We start from the raw sequence: 14,270 nt of genomic DNA, 5'->3' as shown, positions 1-14,270 counted from the left end.
AAAGCACAGGACGTCAGTGTTGTTGACGTACGGGATCGCACCAGCGTTACCGATTTCATGGTTCTGGCATCCGGGACATCCAGTCGTCACGTCAAATCTCTTGCAGACTCAGTTGTGGTTGATGCAAAAGAGCAGGGTGTGCGTGTTAACAGCGTTGAAGGCCGTGGTGGCAGTGACTGGATACTGGTGGACATGGGCGATGTGGTTGTGCATGTCATGCTGCCTGCCACCCGTGAATTTTACGACCTGGAGCGCTTCTGGCGTGACGCGCCGGATGTCGGTGCCGCGGGCAGCGAGTAATCATGCGGTTACGCTTGATCTGCGTGGGGCAGAAAATGCCCGACTGGGTCACTAAAGGCTACGACGATTATGCTCGTCGTATGCCTCCGGAAATGCCCATCGATTTGGTAGAAATTGCCATGCCCCATCGTGGCAAGAACCCCGATATTTCCAGGCTTATGCAGCGCGAAAGCGACGCCATACTGGCTGCCACCGGTGCCCGGGACAGGGTCGTTGCGCTAGAAGTCTCTGGCCGCCCCTGGTCCACGGAAAAACTGGCCAGCCAGCTGGAAAACTGGCAGCAGGATGGGCGCGATGTCAGCTTTCTGGTTGGTGGCCCGGACGGTCTGGCTGCTCACTGTCGCCAACGCGCAGAGCAGCAGTGGTCGCTCTCTCCGCTTACGCTGCCCCACCCTTTGGTGCGCATCCTGTTGGCGGAACAGCTATACAGAGCCTGGTCGATTACCCGTAACCACCCGTACCACCGGGCTTAGGAAGCATCTATGCCGTGGGGTGAATTCAAAGACACTGCTGCCGAGCGCAGGCTATTCCAGCGCCGCGTCACCGTTATGCTGTTATTTGTGTTCCTGCTCCTGGCAGGGCTTGTTGCGCGGATGTACCAGCTTCAGGTGGTAGAACACGATATTTATACCACTCTTTCTGATAAAAACCGGGTACAGGTTCAGTCTGTGCCGCCGCCTCGCGGGCTTGTATACGACCGTAACCACGTATTGCTGGCAGAGAATCGTCCGGTGTTCAGTGTCACCCTGGTGCCCGAGCGGGTTGGCGGCATTGATGAAACCCTGGAGCAGCTGGTTCAGATTCTTGATGTGTCCGAAGAAGACCTGGAACGGTTTCAGCGCCGCCTTCGGGAGCCACGGCGACCCTTTCAGGAAATCCCCCTGCGCTACGACCTGACCGAAGACGAAATTGCACGCCTGGCGGTGCACCGGCATGAACTGCCCGGCGTAGAGGTAGAGGCAGAACTGGTTCGGTATTACCCACATAGTGAGCTGACGGCCCATGCACTGGGCTTTGTTGGCCGCATCAATCGCGAAGAGCTACAGCGAATTGACCCGGTTAACTATGCGGGTACCAACTATATTGGTAAATCCGGTGTCGAGCGATTTTACGAGGAACAGCTGCACGGAAAAGTCGGTTACCAACACGTGGAAACCAATGCCCGGGGCCGCACACTGCGAGTGCTGGAGCAAGAAAACCCCGTGCCGGGTGAAGACATAGAGCTGCATCTGGACCTGCGGCTGCAGGCAAAGGCCCATGAGCTACTCGATGGCCGCCGTGGTGCTATTGTGGCTATCGAGCCGGAAACAGGAGGCTTGTTAGCCCTTGCCAGTGTACCTGGTTTTGATGCCAACAAGTTTGTGACCGGCATTAGCGTGCCAGATTATCGCGCCTTGAGCACCAGCATTAATAAACCCCTTTTCAACCGGGCCCTGCGAGGGCAATACCCTCCCGGCTCCACCCTCAAACCCATGCTGGCAATTGCGGCTCTGGATAGTGGCGCGGTCACAAAGGACCATACCATTTGGGACCCTGGCTATTTTCAGCTCAACTCCAAAGGTCGCCGCTACCGGGACTGGAAACGGGGCGGACATGGTTGGGTAGACCTGACCCACGCTATGGCGCAATCCTGCGACGTGTATTTTTACGAAGCGGCTGTGGAAATGGGCGTGGACACCATGCATAGCTACCTGTCCCGCTTCGGTTTTGGCGAAGACGCCGCGCTGGATGTATCCGGCGCGCTGAGTGGCCTGCTGCCATCCCAGGACTGGAAAAGGGCCGTGCGCAACCAACCCTGGTATCCGGGGGATTCGGTAAACATGGGGATTGGTCAGGGGTTTATGCTCGCCACGCCATTGCAGCTGGCAACGGCGACATCGCTTATTGCAAGCCGGGGAAAGTGGGTTGAGCCCAGGCTATTGAAAGGCGTTGAGGGTGGCGAACTGCCAGAGGGTTTTTTACCGGATGAAACCCATAAGCCGCTAAAGCTTGAGGACCCGGACGATTGGGAGTACATCATAGATGCCATGGCAGAAGTGATGCACGGCTCCAGGGGCACGGCTCGTGCCTCGGGCCGTGGTGCCCCCTATCGCATGGCCGGGAAAACCGGCACAGCTCAGGTCTTTAGCCTTGCGGAAGATGAAAAATACGACGCAGAAGAGGTTAAAGAGCGTTTGCGCGATCACGCCATGTTTGTTGGCTTCGCGCCTGTGGACAACCCACAAATCGCAGTCGCGGTTATTGTTGAAAATGGTGGCGGCGGCAGTAGTACGGCGGCCCCAGTGGCGCGAGCAATGTTTGATGCCTGGCTGCTGGAATTAGCCGCGCCTGAGGATAGTTCGCTGATCAGTAAAACCGATGCCGGGAGTGAGATTCTTTAATGGCTGTCCGGGAAGTATTCAGTTCAACGGCCAGTAACCCGCTTGGGCGGCCAAAAGGCTTATGGTCGGCGCTGCATTTGGATCCTATCCTGCTTGTGCTGCTTATGGGGCTGATCTCGGGCGGCCTGTTTGTGCTGTATAGCGGCGCAGACCGAAATATAGATGTAGTAGAGGCGCAGGGTGTTCGCTTTGGCATTGCTTTTGTTGTAATGCTGGTTTTCGCCCAGTTGGACCCATCAGTATTTCGCCGCTGGGCACCCTGGCTCTATGGTCTGGGCCTGATTGGCCTGGTAGCAGTATTGTTTGTAGGTATCGGTGCCAAAGGTGCGCAGCGGTGGCTGGCGCTACCTGGGCTGCCCCGGTTTCAGCCGTCAGAGCTTATGAAGCTGGTGGTACCCATGATGGCAGCCTGGTATCTGTCACGGCACTTTTTGCCGCCCAGACTGTCCCGTATTGCCGTTGGCCTGGCGGTTGTGCTCCTCCCCATGGTGTTAATTGTAAAACAGCCTGACCTGGGCACATCGCTTCTGGTGGGCATGGCCGGGCTGTTTGTGGTGTTTTTTGCAGGCATGAGCTGGAAGCTGATAACGGCCTTCTTTGCAATGGTTTCCGTGGCCGCTCCGGTTATGTGGTTTTTTGGCATGCGGGAATATCAGAAGCAGCGCGTACTGACACTGTTGGACCCCCAGAGCGATCCGCTTGGCGCTGGCTGGAATATTATCCAATCCAAAACCGCTATTGGCTCGGGCGGTATTGACGGCAAAGGCTGGCTTCAGGGCACTCAGTCGCACCTGGAGTTCCTGCCAGAAAGCCACACAGATTTTATTGTTGCAGTGCTGGCAGAGGAGTTTGGGTTCATCGGAATTCTGGTGCTGCTCAGTGTGTACTTTCTGATTATTCTGCGCTGCCTCTATATTTCAGTGACCGCTCAGGATTCATTCAGCCGGCTGTTGGCGGGTGCGCTAACCATGACCTTTTTTATCTATGTGTTTGTGAATGTTGGCATGGTCAGTGGTTTGCTCCCCGTGGTCGGGGTACCCTTGCCACTCATTTCATACGGTGGCACATCAACGGTCACGCTGATGGCGGCATTTGGTATTTTGATGTCCATACACACACATCGCCGGATGATCACCGCCTGATGTCAGGCTGGTAATGGTGATCAATACCCTGAACCCGTTACAATAGTTGCCCTGGCTGCCCTTATACCTATTCGGCGGCCCGCATTTCAGAGGACATCCGGACAGTGATCTCAAATCGCTTACATGCATGGCTGACAGTATCGGTAGTATTGACGCTGGCGGGCTGTGCCTCAGCGCCAGAGCCTACGGCTGGCACAGACCATTCATCACGATATACCATTAGCCAGGACAGGGCTCCCGAAGGTGATTTTGATGCATCCGGGTTGTCAGATGCCGTGCCCGTATACCAGGCCCCCGTCAGAGCCGGAAATAAATCACCTTATACGGTGTGGGGTAAGCAATACTCGGTGCTGGGCAGCAACGATGGATATGTCGCTCGCGGCACTGCAAGCTGGTATGGCGAGAAATTCCACGGCCATAAAACATCCAACGGCGAAACCTTCGACATGTATGAAATGTCGGCGGCCCATAAATCCCTCAGGATTCCTGGCTACGCCAGGGTGACTAACGAGGACAACAACCGTTCGGTCATTGTCAGAGTGAACGACCGTGGGCCGTTTCACGGTGATCGGTTGATTGATTTGTCTTATGCGGCGGCCAAAAAACTGGGTTATCAGTCACGGGGTACGGCACGGGTAAAGGTAGAATCGATTACCGTTAAACCGAATGGCAGCATGTTTATAGCCGGTCAGCCGTTTAGCCCCGGCAAGGGAGCACCGGCGCAGCCAGCGCCCGAAACAGACAGTACCAAAGCAACGAACGGCGGGCTGTTTGTTCAGCTAGGCTCTTTTGGCAGCCGTGACCCTGCAGAAAAGCTGCAGAGCCGTGCCAGGAGCGTTCTTGGTGATCCCGTGCGGGTGAGAGCTGTAGATACAGCTTCAGGCCGCTTTCACCGGGTGCAGGTTGGCCCCTTTCAAGATGAAGGCAGTGCGCGAAAGACGCAGAACCTTCTGGAAGCGAAAGGTTTTTTGCAGTCCATTGTGCTGACCGATTCCAATTAAACGTTAGCTCACTTTTAAAAATACACTTAACGACGAATGAATAGACCCATGGCCCTTAAATCAATGTTCCGCTCGCTCTCTTTTCTATCAGCGACATTCGCTTTTGTGTTGATGCTGTCGGTATCAGGCAACGCAATGTCCCAATCTGTGCTGATTCCGTCTCCGCCACAGATTGCCGGCACTTCCTACGTGCTCATGGACCCCACAAGCGGGCTTGTGATCATGGAGGAGAACAGCAACGAGCGGCTACCGCCTGCCAGCCTGACCAAAATGATGACGGCCTACATTGTTGAACGCGAGCTGGATGAAGGCCGGATCAAAATGTCTGATCAGGTGCCCATCAGCGTAAAGGCCTGGAAAACAGAAGGGTCGCGCACGTTTGTGAAAGAGGGCACCAGTGTTTCGGTAGAGAAGCTTCTGAAAGGCGTTATTATCCAGTCTGGCAACGACGCTTCGGTTGCGTTGGCGGAGTTTGTGGCCGGAAGTGAAGGGGCGTTTGTGGATATCATGAATCAGCAGGCGCAACTGCTGGGCATGAAGGACACCCATTTTGAGAATGCCACAGGCCTGCCTGCCCCGGATCACTTTTCCACGGCGTATGACCTGGCCCTGCTGGCGCGGGCGATTATCAATGATTACCCGGACAACTATCCGATTTACGCGGAAAAGCAATTTACCTACAACAACATCCGCCAGCCCAACCGTAACAGTCTGTTATGGCGCGATGACAGTGTTGATGGCCTGAAAACAGGCCACACTGAAGAAGCAGGTTACTGCCTTGTGGCCTCGGCCAAGCGAAATAATACCCGCTTTATTGCCACGGTAATGGGCACCAGCAGCTCCCAGTCACGGTCGCAGGAAATCCAGAAGATGCTGAACTACGGCTTCCGTTACTATGAGAGCGAGCGCCTGTTCCGGGCCGGGCAAGAGCTTATTGAAGCCAATGTCTGGGGTGGCGAGTCGGATAAACTGTCTGTGGGCATGCTCGAAGATACCTATGTAACGATTCCAAGGGGCTCCCGCGGCAGCCTTGAATCCAGCATAGACCTGGATTCAGTGATAAAAGCCCCGGTTGGTGCGGGTGATGAACTGGGTCGAGTCACGGTTTCGTTTAACGATGAAGTACTGGTTGATCAACCAGTGCTGGCTTTGACCGACGTTCCCGAGGGCGGAATTTTCAAGCGCATTTGGGATGCCATCAAACTGTTTTTCGTTCAGTTGTTTTAGTAAGAGCGAGTTGAACCCGGGAGTAAAACGGCATGAGTGAACCGAAAGCACCAACAATTGAGTTCCCCTGCGATTACGGTATCAAAGTGATTGGTAACTCGGCTCCGGATTTTAAAGAGTTTGTGGTGGGCGTTGTTCAGCGGCATGCTCCCGAACTCCGCGAGGCGGATGTGTCCGTTCAGGATAGCAGCAAGGGGCGGTTCTGTTCGGTTCGGCTGAACATAGTGGCCACCGGCGAAGCTCAGCTGAAGGCGCTTTTTGAAGAACTCAAGGCCAGTGGCCGTGTACATATGGTGTTATAGCCGCGATGCCTGAATTGATTGTCAGGTCATTAGGGCAGCAGCCCTATCCGGAAACCTGGGAAGCCATGAAAAGCTTCACAGCGGAACGGGGCGAGCACACCAGCGACGAGCTCTGGTGCCTGGAGCACCCCGGTGTTTACACTCAGGGGCAGGCAGGCAAAGCCGAACACATTCTGGCGCCGGGTAATATTCCTGTTATAGAGGTGGATCGTGGCGGACAAGTGACCTACCACGGCCCCGGCCAGCTTGTGATTTACCTGATGATGGGGTTAACCCGTCGTAAAATGGGTGTCAGAGCCTTGGTCGGTCTTATTGAGGCGGCCATTGTGGGTACTCTGGCGGAGCTTGGCATTGCCGCCGAAACCCGCTCAGACGCGCCCGGTGTGTATGTGGGTGAGGCAAAAATTGCGTCTCTCGGGCTGCGGGTGCGACGTGGCTGTTCTTTTCATGGTTTGGCGCTGAATGTCGACATGGATATGGAGCCGTTCCAACGTATCAACCCCTGCGGTTATGCCGGGCTGGCCATGTGCCAGGTTCGCGATTTTGCGCCTATGGCCACGATAGGCGATATTGAACACTGCCTGGTGGCCCATCTGGTGTCCGGCCTGAACGATCCCCGAGTGACTTATGTTGAAGGCTGGGAAGGCCAGGGCGAATACATTCCTTGATTTTGGCAGGTCGCACATGTCAACCAAACGCTCAGGTAAATCAGTTTCCCGCATTAAGACTGGCAGCTTTGAACGCAGGCTAAGTCTGACTCGCGCCGGGCTTTTCGCCGGAACCCGAATGGCTTCGCATATGGCCACTAACTGGTTCAGTGGCAAAGAAAAACGTGATGAGCGTCACCGGGCGATGCTGTCCAGCCAGGCGCGCTTTCTCGTGGATGAGCTTGGCCAGTTGAAAGGCAGTGTGGTCAAAATAGGCCAGGTTATGGCGCTATACGGTGAACACTTCTTGCCAGAAGAAGTAACCGAGGCGCTGCACACCCTGGAAGACCAAACGACTTCTTTGGAATGGGCTGCGATCGAGCGCGTGCTGGAAGCAGAGTTGGGTCGCGACAAACTGGCAGAGCTGAAGGTAGATCCGGAGCCCATAGGTTCAGCCTCGCTTGGGCAGGTTCACCGGGCGGTTAGGCGCAGAGATGGCCTGGAACTTGTGCTTAAAGTTCAGTACCCCGGCGTTGCCGATGCAGTAGACAGCGACCTTAATGCAGTCGCCCAGATGCTAAGGGTGGCTCGGTTGGTGAGTTTTGGGCCGGAATTTGAGGACTGGCTGGAAGAAGTCCGGCAAATGATGCATCGGGAAGTGGATTACCGCCTGGAAGCCCGCACAACTGAAAAATTCCGCCAGATGCTCGCAGACGACCCACGTTTTGTAGTCCCTGAAGTGTTGCCAGACTACTCCACCAACCACGTGATCTGCGCCACCTATGAACACGGCCATTCTGTTAGCTCTGAGGTAGTTGGTAATTTATCACTCGAGCGCCGCAGCAATCTTGGTAAGGCTGCTCTGGAACTGTTTTTCCGGGAGCTGTTTGTTTGGGGCGAAATTCAAACCGATCCCAACTTCGGTAATTACCGGATCCGCATCGCCGGGGAAGACGGTGAACAGAAGGGTGAGGGTAGCGATCACGATCGCATCGTACTTCTGGATTTTGGCGCCGTGCAGTCGTATTCCAGCGAGTTTCTGGAACCGGTTATTCAAATGGTTAGAGCCTCCTACGAAGACGATCTCGATGCCGTGATCGACGGTGGCATTGCACTTCGCTTTATGAGTACAGACTGGCCAAACGAGGTGTTAGAAAAATTCGGTCAGGTTTGCATGTCTGTGCTGGAACCGCTTTCCAGTGACCATGAAAGCTGGCCAGAGGAAGCTGTCAGTAGCGAAGGGCAGTATCGCTGGAAGCAAAGCGACCTGCCATCGCGGGTTGCGCGTCAGGCAGCACGATCTGCCATAAGTCGGTATTTTCGGGTGCCGCCCAGGGAATTTGTATTTCTTAACCGCAAGCTGATTGGGGTGTACACCTTTATTGCAGTGCTCTATTCAGAGTTCAATGGCGAGCAGTTATTGCGCAAGTACCTTTACGGCGAGAGTGGCGGCACCCCTGATGCTTCGGCCACTAGCCAGATCACAAACGCATAACGCAAGCCTTTGCCAATACCTACCAGCACAATAAAGTTAAGCCAGGGCACGCGCATAATGCCACCTACAAGGGTTAGCGCGTCGCCCCCCAAGGGCAACCAGCCCAGCAGCAAAGACCATTGGCCGTAGCGGTTAAACCTGTTTCTGGCTTTGTGCAGCTGTGTCTCGCTAATGGGAAACCAGCGTTTATGCTTCAGGCGGTCAATTTGCCGTCCGATAATACCGTTAACCACAGACCCCAACGTGTTGCCCAGGGTAGCCCAGACCCAAAGCCACCAAAGTGAATATCCCTTAACCACGAGAGAGCCTGCAAGTATTTCTGAATAGGCTGGCAGCAGCGTGGCCGCGGCGAACGAAGTCAGAAATAATGTCAGGTATATCAAAGGGCACTCCTGTCAGTGGGTAGCCTAAGTATGATCCAGTACTATGGTGGTCATTCAAAGCATCAATTTTTAATTTAATCGAATCATGTCATCATGAATCTATCAGTTTTCCTACTCCGGGTGGTCCCGGAAAATGCATTGTTGGAGGTTTTATGGAGCAGGTAACCATTTACGGTCGGTCAAGCTGTGGCTTTTGTGCACGTGCGGTAAGTCTGTGTGAGTCCCGCAGTATGCCGTTTAGCTGGGTAGATATGATCGAACATGACATGACAAAAGCCGACATTGCCGACAAAATCGGCCGGCCTGTGCATACCGTGCCGCAAATTTTAGTGGGAGATAACTACATAGGTGGTTATGACGAATTTGCCAGTTACGTGCGGCAGTCAGAGGCGAGTTAAGTACTCTGAATTGTTTTGTGTTGCTTATAAAAAAGGGCTCTGCACCAACATGCAGAGCCCTTTTTATGTGCCCGGGGAGGGGCGACTTCAACTAATCAGATATGAAAGTCGGTTTTCAGTTTTTTCTCAGCCAGAGTGTTGCTCAGCTTCGCAACCTTGGGGATACCGTTCTCGAACGGTGGGAAGCTCTCGCCGGCAATCAGCGGCTGTAGATAGTCTCGGCAATCTTTGGTAATGCCAAAGCCGTCGTCGCTAATATAGTGGATCGGCATTTTCTTTTCCTGATTGGCTACCTCGCTCAGTGGGGCCTCGCCAATCTTCCAGCGGTAGGGCTTGGCCTGCTCACGCACAATAGTAGGCATAAGGGCCTGTTTGCCATCCAGAGCCATTTCCACAGCGGCTTTGCCTACGGTGTAAGCTTGTTCAACGTCTGTGGCAGAAGCAATATGGCGAGCACTGCGCTGCAGATAATCCGCAACCGCCCAGTGGTATTTATACCCCAAAGCCTGCCGAACCATATTGGCCAATGCTGGCGCTACGCCACCAAGTTGCGTGTGACCAAAGGCATCTGTGGCACCCGCGTCGGCCAGAAAGCGACCATCCTCATACTGAGCGCCTTCCGAAGCCACAACCACACAGTAGCCGTATTCCTTCACACAGAATTCAACCCGCTCCAGGAACGCATCGCGATTAAACGGGATTTCCGGGAACAAAATAATGTGGGGTGGCTCGCCTTCGCCCTCGCCAGCCAAACCGCCGGAGGCGGCAATCCAGCCTGCGTGACGGCCCATCACCTCAAGTACAAATACCTTGGTAGATGTTTCGCACATGGATTTAATATCCAGGCTGGCTTCCTGCGTGGAGGTGGCAATGTACTTGGCAACAGAGCCAAAACCCGGGCAACAGTCGGTAAACGGCAGATCGTTGTCTACGGTTTTGGGTACACCGATACAGGTAATCGGGTAGCCCATGGTTTCTCCCATCTGCGATACCTTATAGGCTGTATCCTGGGAGTCGCCGCCACCATTGTAGAAAAAGTAACCAATGTCATGGGCGCGGAATACCTCAATAAGGCGCTCGTACTCCCGGCGATTTTCCGAGATGTTTTTCAACTTGTAGCGACAAGAACCGAAGGCCCCGCCAGGGGTGTGGATCAGCGCCTGAATGGCCTCGTCTGTTTCGAGGCTGGTATCAATCAGCTCTTCGTTCAGTGCGCCCAGAATGCCGTTGCGACCGGCAAACACTTTGCCGATTTTGTCCGGGTGTTTGCGAGCGGTCTGAATGACCCCGCAGGCACTGGCATTGATAACGGCGGTAACACCGCCAGACTGAGCGTAGAATGCGTTCTTGATGGCCATCTCGGGCTGGAGCCTCCTGCTGTTTAATAATGGCGCAGATGATACGCCAAACGCATCGGATTTTCATGACGAGAAGTGCAGATGTTTGTGTGCTTGACGGAGTGAGGCGGATACGGGAGGCTTGTCGGGTTTCAATGGAGAGGGCGAACGGCGAATGCACATTCATATTCTGGGTATCTGTGGCACATTTATGGGCAGCCTGGCTGTTCTGGCAAGGGAACTGGGCCACACAGTTACCGGTTCTGATCAGGGTGTTTACCCGCCTATGAGCACTCAGCTGGAGGCGCAGGGTATTAGCTTGATGAGCGGCTTCAGTCCAGAACACCTTGAGCCCAAACCAGATCTGGTGCTAATCGGCAACGCCATGTCCCGGGGTAACCCCGAGGTTGAAGCCGTACTTAATCGCAATATTGACTACATGTCTGGCCCCGAATGGCTGGCCCGCGAACTGCTACGACACCGGTGGGTGTTGGCTGTTGCGGGCACGCACGGTAAAACCACCACCACCGCCATGCTGCTCTGGATACTGGATCAGGCCGGGCTTGCACCCGGGTATCTGGTCGGTGGCGTGCCCAAAGACTTTCCGGTGTCGGCAAGGCTTGGCGACAGTGATTTCTTTGTGATTGAAGCGGATGAATACGACAGTGCCTTCTTTGATAAACGCTCCAAGTTTATTCATTACCGGCCTCGTACGCTGATACTGAACAACCTTGAGTTTGATCACGCCGACATCTTCGATAATGTTGATGCCATTGAGCGCCAGTTCCACCATCTGGTGCGCACCGTTCCTTCACAGGGTTTGATTATTCGCCCGAGTGTGGACACCCATCTTGATAACGCGCTGTCCCTGGGCTGCTGGAGCCAGGTGCAGGAAGCCGCCATTGGCAGCGAAGTACCGGGCACAACCGATTGGCGTGCCGAATTGCTTTCGGAAGACGGCAGCCGGTTTATGGTGATTCACCACGAACAGCCGGTTGCTGTCGTAAAATGGTCCCAGACAGGCCTGCATAACGTTCGCAATGCATTGGCTGCCATTTCGGCTGCCCGGCATGTTGGCGTAACGCCAGATCACGCGGTGGCCGCACTATGTCGCTTTTCCGGCGTCAAGCGGCGCATGGAATTGTTGGCGGATATCAACGGCGTAAAGGTTTACGATGATTTTGCCCACCACCCAACGGCCATCGAAACCACGCTTGAAGGTTTGCGCGCCCAGGTCGGCGAAGAGCCCGTTATCGCGCTTATAGAGCCGCGTTCCAACACCATGAAGCAGGGCGTTCACCAGCATACGTTGCTGCCAAGCGCGGCCTTGGCCGACCGGGTTTATTGGGCCAACCTTAATGATATGAACTGGTTGCCGGATTTGGTTTCTGCTTGGCAGCTGGCCAACCCGGAGTCCAGACAGCATCTTGTGGAATCGACCGTGCAAGGCCTGATCGACCGGGTTCTGGCAGACCTGCCCAGCCCCTGCCACATTGTAACCATGAGCAATGGGGGCTTTGGTGGCATTCACGGAAAGCTTGTGGCCGAGCTTGAACGTATCCATGGCTGATTTGATTTTCAGGGAGTCATCATGATGCCAGACACGGCAAGCAATAACTTACCCCGGGGCCGAACGGTTAACCTCGCGTTTACCGGCGCATCCGGTGCCCAGTATGGCTTGCGCCTGTTGCAGTGTTTGGTGGCCGCAGGTTGCCGGGTTCATGTGATGATCAGCAAAGCGGCCCAGATTGTGATTGCCACAGAAACCGATCTGAAATTGCCGGGAACTCCGCCGGCCATGCAAAAGACCCTCACCGAATACGCCTGTGCCCAGCCAGGGCAAATTCTGGTATTTGGCCGGGAAGACTGGTTCTCGCCACCGGCCTCCGGCTCTGGTGAGAAAGCGCCCTTAGTGGTTTGCCCCTGCAGCACCAGCACCCTTTCGGCACTGGCCACGGGCGCCAGTAACAACCTGATTGAGAGGGCGGGCGACGTGGCCCTGAAAGAGCGGCGACAGCTTATTTTGCTGCCCCGTGAGGCGCCATATTCAGAAGTACACCTGGAGAACATGTTGAAGCTCACCCGGATGGGCGCGGTAATTATGCCGGCCAGCCCCGGGTTTTATCATCGGCCGGATTCGGTGCAGGATCTGGTGGATTTTATTGTGGCGCGCATTCTCGATCATCTGGGTTTGCCCCAGGATTTGATGCCGCGCTGGGGTGAGGCCCGTGCGGGTGCCAAAGCCGGTAGCAACGATGGTTTTGGCCAGCAGGATTGATGGTTTTCATCATTGAGCAAAACCGCCTGCCAGCAGAGACTTGGTGAACGTTAATCACATTACTGTTCACTAACTGAGGTTCACCATGATTCCACGCACGCTCTTTGACGCAGACCTTGACGGCTTTCGGGATTCCGTTCGGAAATTTCTGGAACAAGAAGCCGCGCCATATCACCAGCAGTGGGAAAAAGATGGCCAGGTCAGTCGCGAACTATGGGAAAAAGCTGGCGAGCTGGGCTTTTTGTGCCCGTGCACACCCGAAGAGTTTGGCGGGGTGGGCGCTGACTTCCGTTACAGCGCAGTGGTCATGGAAGAAATTTCCCGCGCCGGGCTATCTGGCATCGGCTGGACTCTGCACTCGGACATTGTTGCTCCTTATATTTTGAACTACGGAACGCAGGCGCAGAAGGAATACTATCTGCCGAAGCTGGTTTCAGGCGAAATGATCTCGGCGATCGCCATGAGCGAGCCGGGTGCCGGCTCAGACCTGCAGGGCGTGAAGTCCACAGCGTTGAAGGATGGCGACCACTACATTCTGAATGGTTCCAAAACCTTTATTACCAATGGCCAGTTGGCAGATCTGGTTATTGTAGTGGTCAAAACCGACCCGAAAGAAGGGGCCAAAGGCACCAGCCTGCTTTTGGTTGAAACCAATTCAGAAGGGTTTGAGAAAGGCCAGAACCTGAATAAAGTGGGCATGAAAGCCCAGGACACATCCGAGCTGTTTTTTCAGGATGTCAAAGTACCCGTAGCGAACCTGTTGGGCCCCAAAGAAGGGCAGGGCTTCTTTCAGCTGATGCAGGAATTGCCGGCTGAACGCCTGCAGATCGGCCTGACCGCTGTAGCCTCCGCTGAAGCCGCATGGCAGTGGACGCTGGATTATGTGAAAGAGCGTAAGGCGTTCGGCAAGCCGGTTATCAAGTTTCAGAATACCCGCTTTAAACTGGCGGAGCTGAAAGCAGAAATCACCGCCGCCCGAGTGTTCACCGACCGCTGCCTGGAGCTGCACCTCGACAAAAAGCTGGATATACCCACGGCCGCCATGTTGAAGCAGTACACCACAGACTTGCAGTGCAAAGTGATGGACGAGTGCGTGCAGTTGCACGGCGGTTATGGCTACATGTGGGAATACCCGATTGCCCGTGCGTGGGCAGATTCCCGAGTACAACGTATTTATGGCGGAACCAACGAAATCATGAAAGAGATTGTTGCGCGCGCGTTCTAAGCCACGCCAGGCAAGAAGCCCCGTTGCCAGTTGAACAGGCTTCGGGGTTTCTTGTTACTAAACTTTACAGATTGCCAAACCTATCAAAGTCTCCTGCAGCCACATCCCCTAAAGTAACGGCACAACCTCTAACAAGGATAAACGGTTGCCGTGA

At 54.8% G+C, this 14,270-nt stretch carries 15 protein-coding genes; 13 read left to right on the top strand and 2 right to left on the bottom strand.

The features are described from left to right. The 9 genes from rsfS to ACTHYN_RS15095 form a co-directional block, all read left to right on the top strand. Positions 1 to 300, top strand: a 300-nt coding sequence (rsfS, locus tag ACTHYN_RS15135) for a ribosome silencing factor (protein WP_441813249.1), incomplete at its 5' end; no start/stop codon positions are given. A gap of 2 nt (positions 301 to 302) precedes the next feature. Beyond that, complete coding sequence (gene rlmH / locus ACTHYN_RS15130) at positions 303 to 773, top strand: 23S rRNA (pseudouridine(1915)-N(3))-methyltransferase RlmH (RefSeq protein WP_441813248.1); 471 nt, start codon at positions 303 to 305, stop codon at positions 771 to 773. 9 nt (positions 774 to 782) lie between these two features. Further along, a complete protein-coding gene (gene mrdA / locus ACTHYN_RS15125; protein WP_441813247.1) occupies positions 783 to 2,681 on the top strand; it encodes a penicillin-binding protein 2 in 1,899 nt (632 codons plus the stop codon). Continuing rightward, positions 2,681 to 3,823 carry a rod shape-determining protein RodA gene (gene rodA / locus ACTHYN_RS15120; RefSeq protein ID WP_441813246.1) on the top strand — a complete coding sequence of 381 codons (1,143 nt, stop codon included), beginning with the start codon at positions 2,681 to 2,683 and terminating at the stop codon, positions 3,821 to 3,823. Before mrdA ends, rodA begins: the two co-directional genes overlap by 1 nt. 104 nt (positions 3,824 to 3,927) lie before the next feature. Further along, positions 3,928 to 4,824: a septal ring lytic transglycosylase RlpA family protein gene (locus tag ACTHYN_RS15115; RefSeq protein WP_441813245.1), complete on the top strand. Its 897-nt coding sequence runs from the start codon at positions 3,928 to 3,930 to the stop codon at positions 4,822 to 4,824. 48 nt (positions 4,825 to 4,872) lie between these two features. Then, complete coding sequence (locus ACTHYN_RS15110; protein ID WP_441813244.1) at positions 4,873 to 6,051, top strand: D-alanyl-D-alanine carboxypeptidase family protein; 1,179 nt, start codon at positions 4,873 to 4,875, stop codon at positions 6,049 to 6,051. Between the two features lie 32 nt (positions 6,052 to 6,083). Next, complete coding sequence (locus tag ACTHYN_RS15105) at positions 6,084 to 6,353, top strand: HP0495 family protein (protein WP_441813243.1); 270 nt, start codon at positions 6,084 to 6,086, stop codon at positions 6,351 to 6,353. 5 nt (positions 6,354 to 6,358) lie between these two features. After that, on the top strand, positions 6,359 to 7,021 hold the full coding sequence (gene lipB / locus ACTHYN_RS15100; protein WP_441813242.1) for a lipoyl(octanoyl) transferase LipB: 663 nt from the start codon (positions 6,359 to 6,361) through the stop codon (positions 7,019 to 7,021). 16 nt (positions 7,022 to 7,037) lie between these two features. Then, positions 7,038 to 8,495 carry an ABC1 kinase family protein gene (locus ACTHYN_RS15095; RefSeq protein ID WP_441813241.1) on the top strand — a complete coding sequence of 486 codons (1,458 nt, stop codon included), beginning with the start codon at positions 7,038 to 7,040 and terminating at the stop codon, positions 8,493 to 8,495. Here the strand turns inward: ACTHYN_RS15095 and ACTHYN_RS15090 are convergent. Continuing rightward, positions 8,435 to 8,878 carry a YqaA family protein gene (locus ACTHYN_RS15090; protein ID WP_441813240.1) on the bottom strand — a complete coding sequence of 148 codons (444 nt, stop codon included), beginning with the start codon at positions 8,876 to 8,878 and terminating at the stop codon, positions 8,435 to 8,437. The two genes, ACTHYN_RS15095 and ACTHYN_RS15090, sit on opposite strands and share 61 nt — an antisense overlap. A 152-nt stretch (positions 8,879 to 9,030) precedes the next feature. Here ACTHYN_RS15090 and ACTHYN_RS15085 point away from each other — a divergent pair, with 152 nt between their 5' ends. Further along, positions 9,031 to 9,276 (top strand): GrxA family glutaredoxin, encoded by a 246-nt coding sequence (locus ACTHYN_RS15085; protein WP_441813239.1) that lies wholly within the window; start codon positions 9,031 to 9,033, stop codon positions 9,274 to 9,276. 95 nt (positions 9,277 to 9,371) lie between these two features. Here ACTHYN_RS15085 and ACTHYN_RS15080 read toward each other — a convergent pair whose 3' ends face one another. Continuing rightward, positions 9,372 to 10,634 (bottom strand): 6-phosphofructokinase, encoded by a 1,263-nt coding sequence (locus ACTHYN_RS15080; RefSeq protein ID WP_441813238.1) that lies wholly within the window; start codon positions 10,632 to 10,634, stop codon positions 9,372 to 9,374. A 154-nt stretch (positions 10,635 to 10,788) separates the two neighbouring features. Between ACTHYN_RS15080 and mpl the strand changes: the two genes are divergently transcribed. The 3 genes from mpl (at position 10,789) to ACTHYN_RS15065 (ending at position 14,116) form a co-directional block, all read left to right on the top strand. After that, on the top strand, positions 10,789 to 12,183 hold the full coding sequence (gene mpl, locus ACTHYN_RS15075; protein ID WP_441813237.1) for a UDP-N-acetylmuramate:L-alanyl-gamma-D-glutamyl-meso-diaminopimelate ligase: 1,395 nt from the start codon (positions 10,789 to 10,791) through the stop codon (positions 12,181 to 12,183). A 21-nt stretch (positions 12,184 to 12,204) separates the two neighbouring features. Next, on the top strand, positions 12,205 to 12,891 hold the full coding sequence (locus ACTHYN_RS15070; RefSeq protein ID WP_441813236.1) for a flavin prenyltransferase UbiX: 687 nt from the start codon (positions 12,205 to 12,207) through the stop codon (positions 12,889 to 12,891). A gap of 85 nt (positions 12,892 to 12,976) precedes the next feature. Further along, positions 12,977 to 14,116 (top strand): acyl-CoA dehydrogenase family protein, encoded by a 1,140-nt coding sequence (locus ACTHYN_RS15065; RefSeq protein ID WP_441813235.1) that lies wholly within the window; start codon positions 12,977 to 12,979, stop codon positions 14,114 to 14,116. Positions 14,117 to 14,270 lie beyond the last annotated feature (154 nt).

The sequence above is a fragment of the Marinobacter sp. genome, from assembly GCF_052091845.1.
GTDB lineage: Bacteria > Pseudomonadota > Gammaproteobacteria > Pseudomonadales > Oleiphilaceae > Marinobacter.
Note: the sequence above shows the minus strand (reverse complement) of the source record. Positions and strands in the feature narration are given on the sequence as shown.

Excerpts from the sequence above, each read along its gene's own strand:
- lipB (WP_441813242.1), top strand. The coding sequence starts at position 6,359 with ATGCCTGAATTGATTGTCAGGTCATTAGGGCAGCAGCCCTATCCGGAA.
- ACTHYN_RS15110 (WP_441813244.1), top strand. The coding sequence starts at position 4,873 with ATGGCCCTTAAATCAATGTTCCGCTCGCTCTCTTTTCTATCAGCGACA.
- rodA (WP_441813246.1), top strand. The coding sequence starts at position 2,681 with ATGGCTGTCCGGGAAGTATTCAGTTCAACGGCCAGTAACCCGCTTGGG.
- ACTHYN_RS15095 (WP_441813241.1), top strand. The coding sequence starts at position 7,038 with ATGTCAACCAAACGCTCAGGTAAATCAGTTTCCCGCATTAAGACTGGC.
- ACTHYN_RS15070 (WP_441813236.1), top strand. The coding sequence starts at position 12,205 with ATGATGCCAGACACGGCAAGCAATAACTTACCCCGGGGCCGAACGGTT.
- ACTHYN_RS15105 (WP_441813243.1), top strand. The coding sequence starts at position 6,084 with ATGAGTGAACCGAAAGCACCAACAATTGAGTTCCCCTGCGATTACGGT.
- ACTHYN_RS15080 (WP_441813238.1), bottom strand. The coding sequence starts at position 10,634 with ATGGCCATCAAGAACGCATTCTACGCTCAGTCTGGCGGTGTTACCGCC.
- rlmH (WP_441813248.1), top strand. The coding sequence starts at position 303 with ATGCGGTTACGCTTGATCTGCGTGGGGCAGAAAATGCCCGACTGGGTC.
- ACTHYN_RS15065 (WP_441813235.1), top strand. The coding sequence starts at position 12,977 with ATGATTCCACGCACGCTCTTTGACGCAGACCTTGACGGCTTTCGGGAT.
- mpl (WP_441813237.1), top strand. The coding sequence starts at position 10,789 with ATGCACATTCATATTCTGGGTATCTGTGGCACATTTATGGGCAGCCTG.
- ACTHYN_RS15085 (WP_441813239.1), top strand. The coding sequence starts at position 9,031 with ATGGAGCAGGTAACCATTTACGGTCGGTCAAGCTGTGGCTTTTGTGCA.
- mrdA (WP_441813247.1), top strand. The coding sequence starts at position 783 with ATGCCGTGGGGTGAATTCAAAGACACTGCTGCCGAGCGCAGGCTATTC.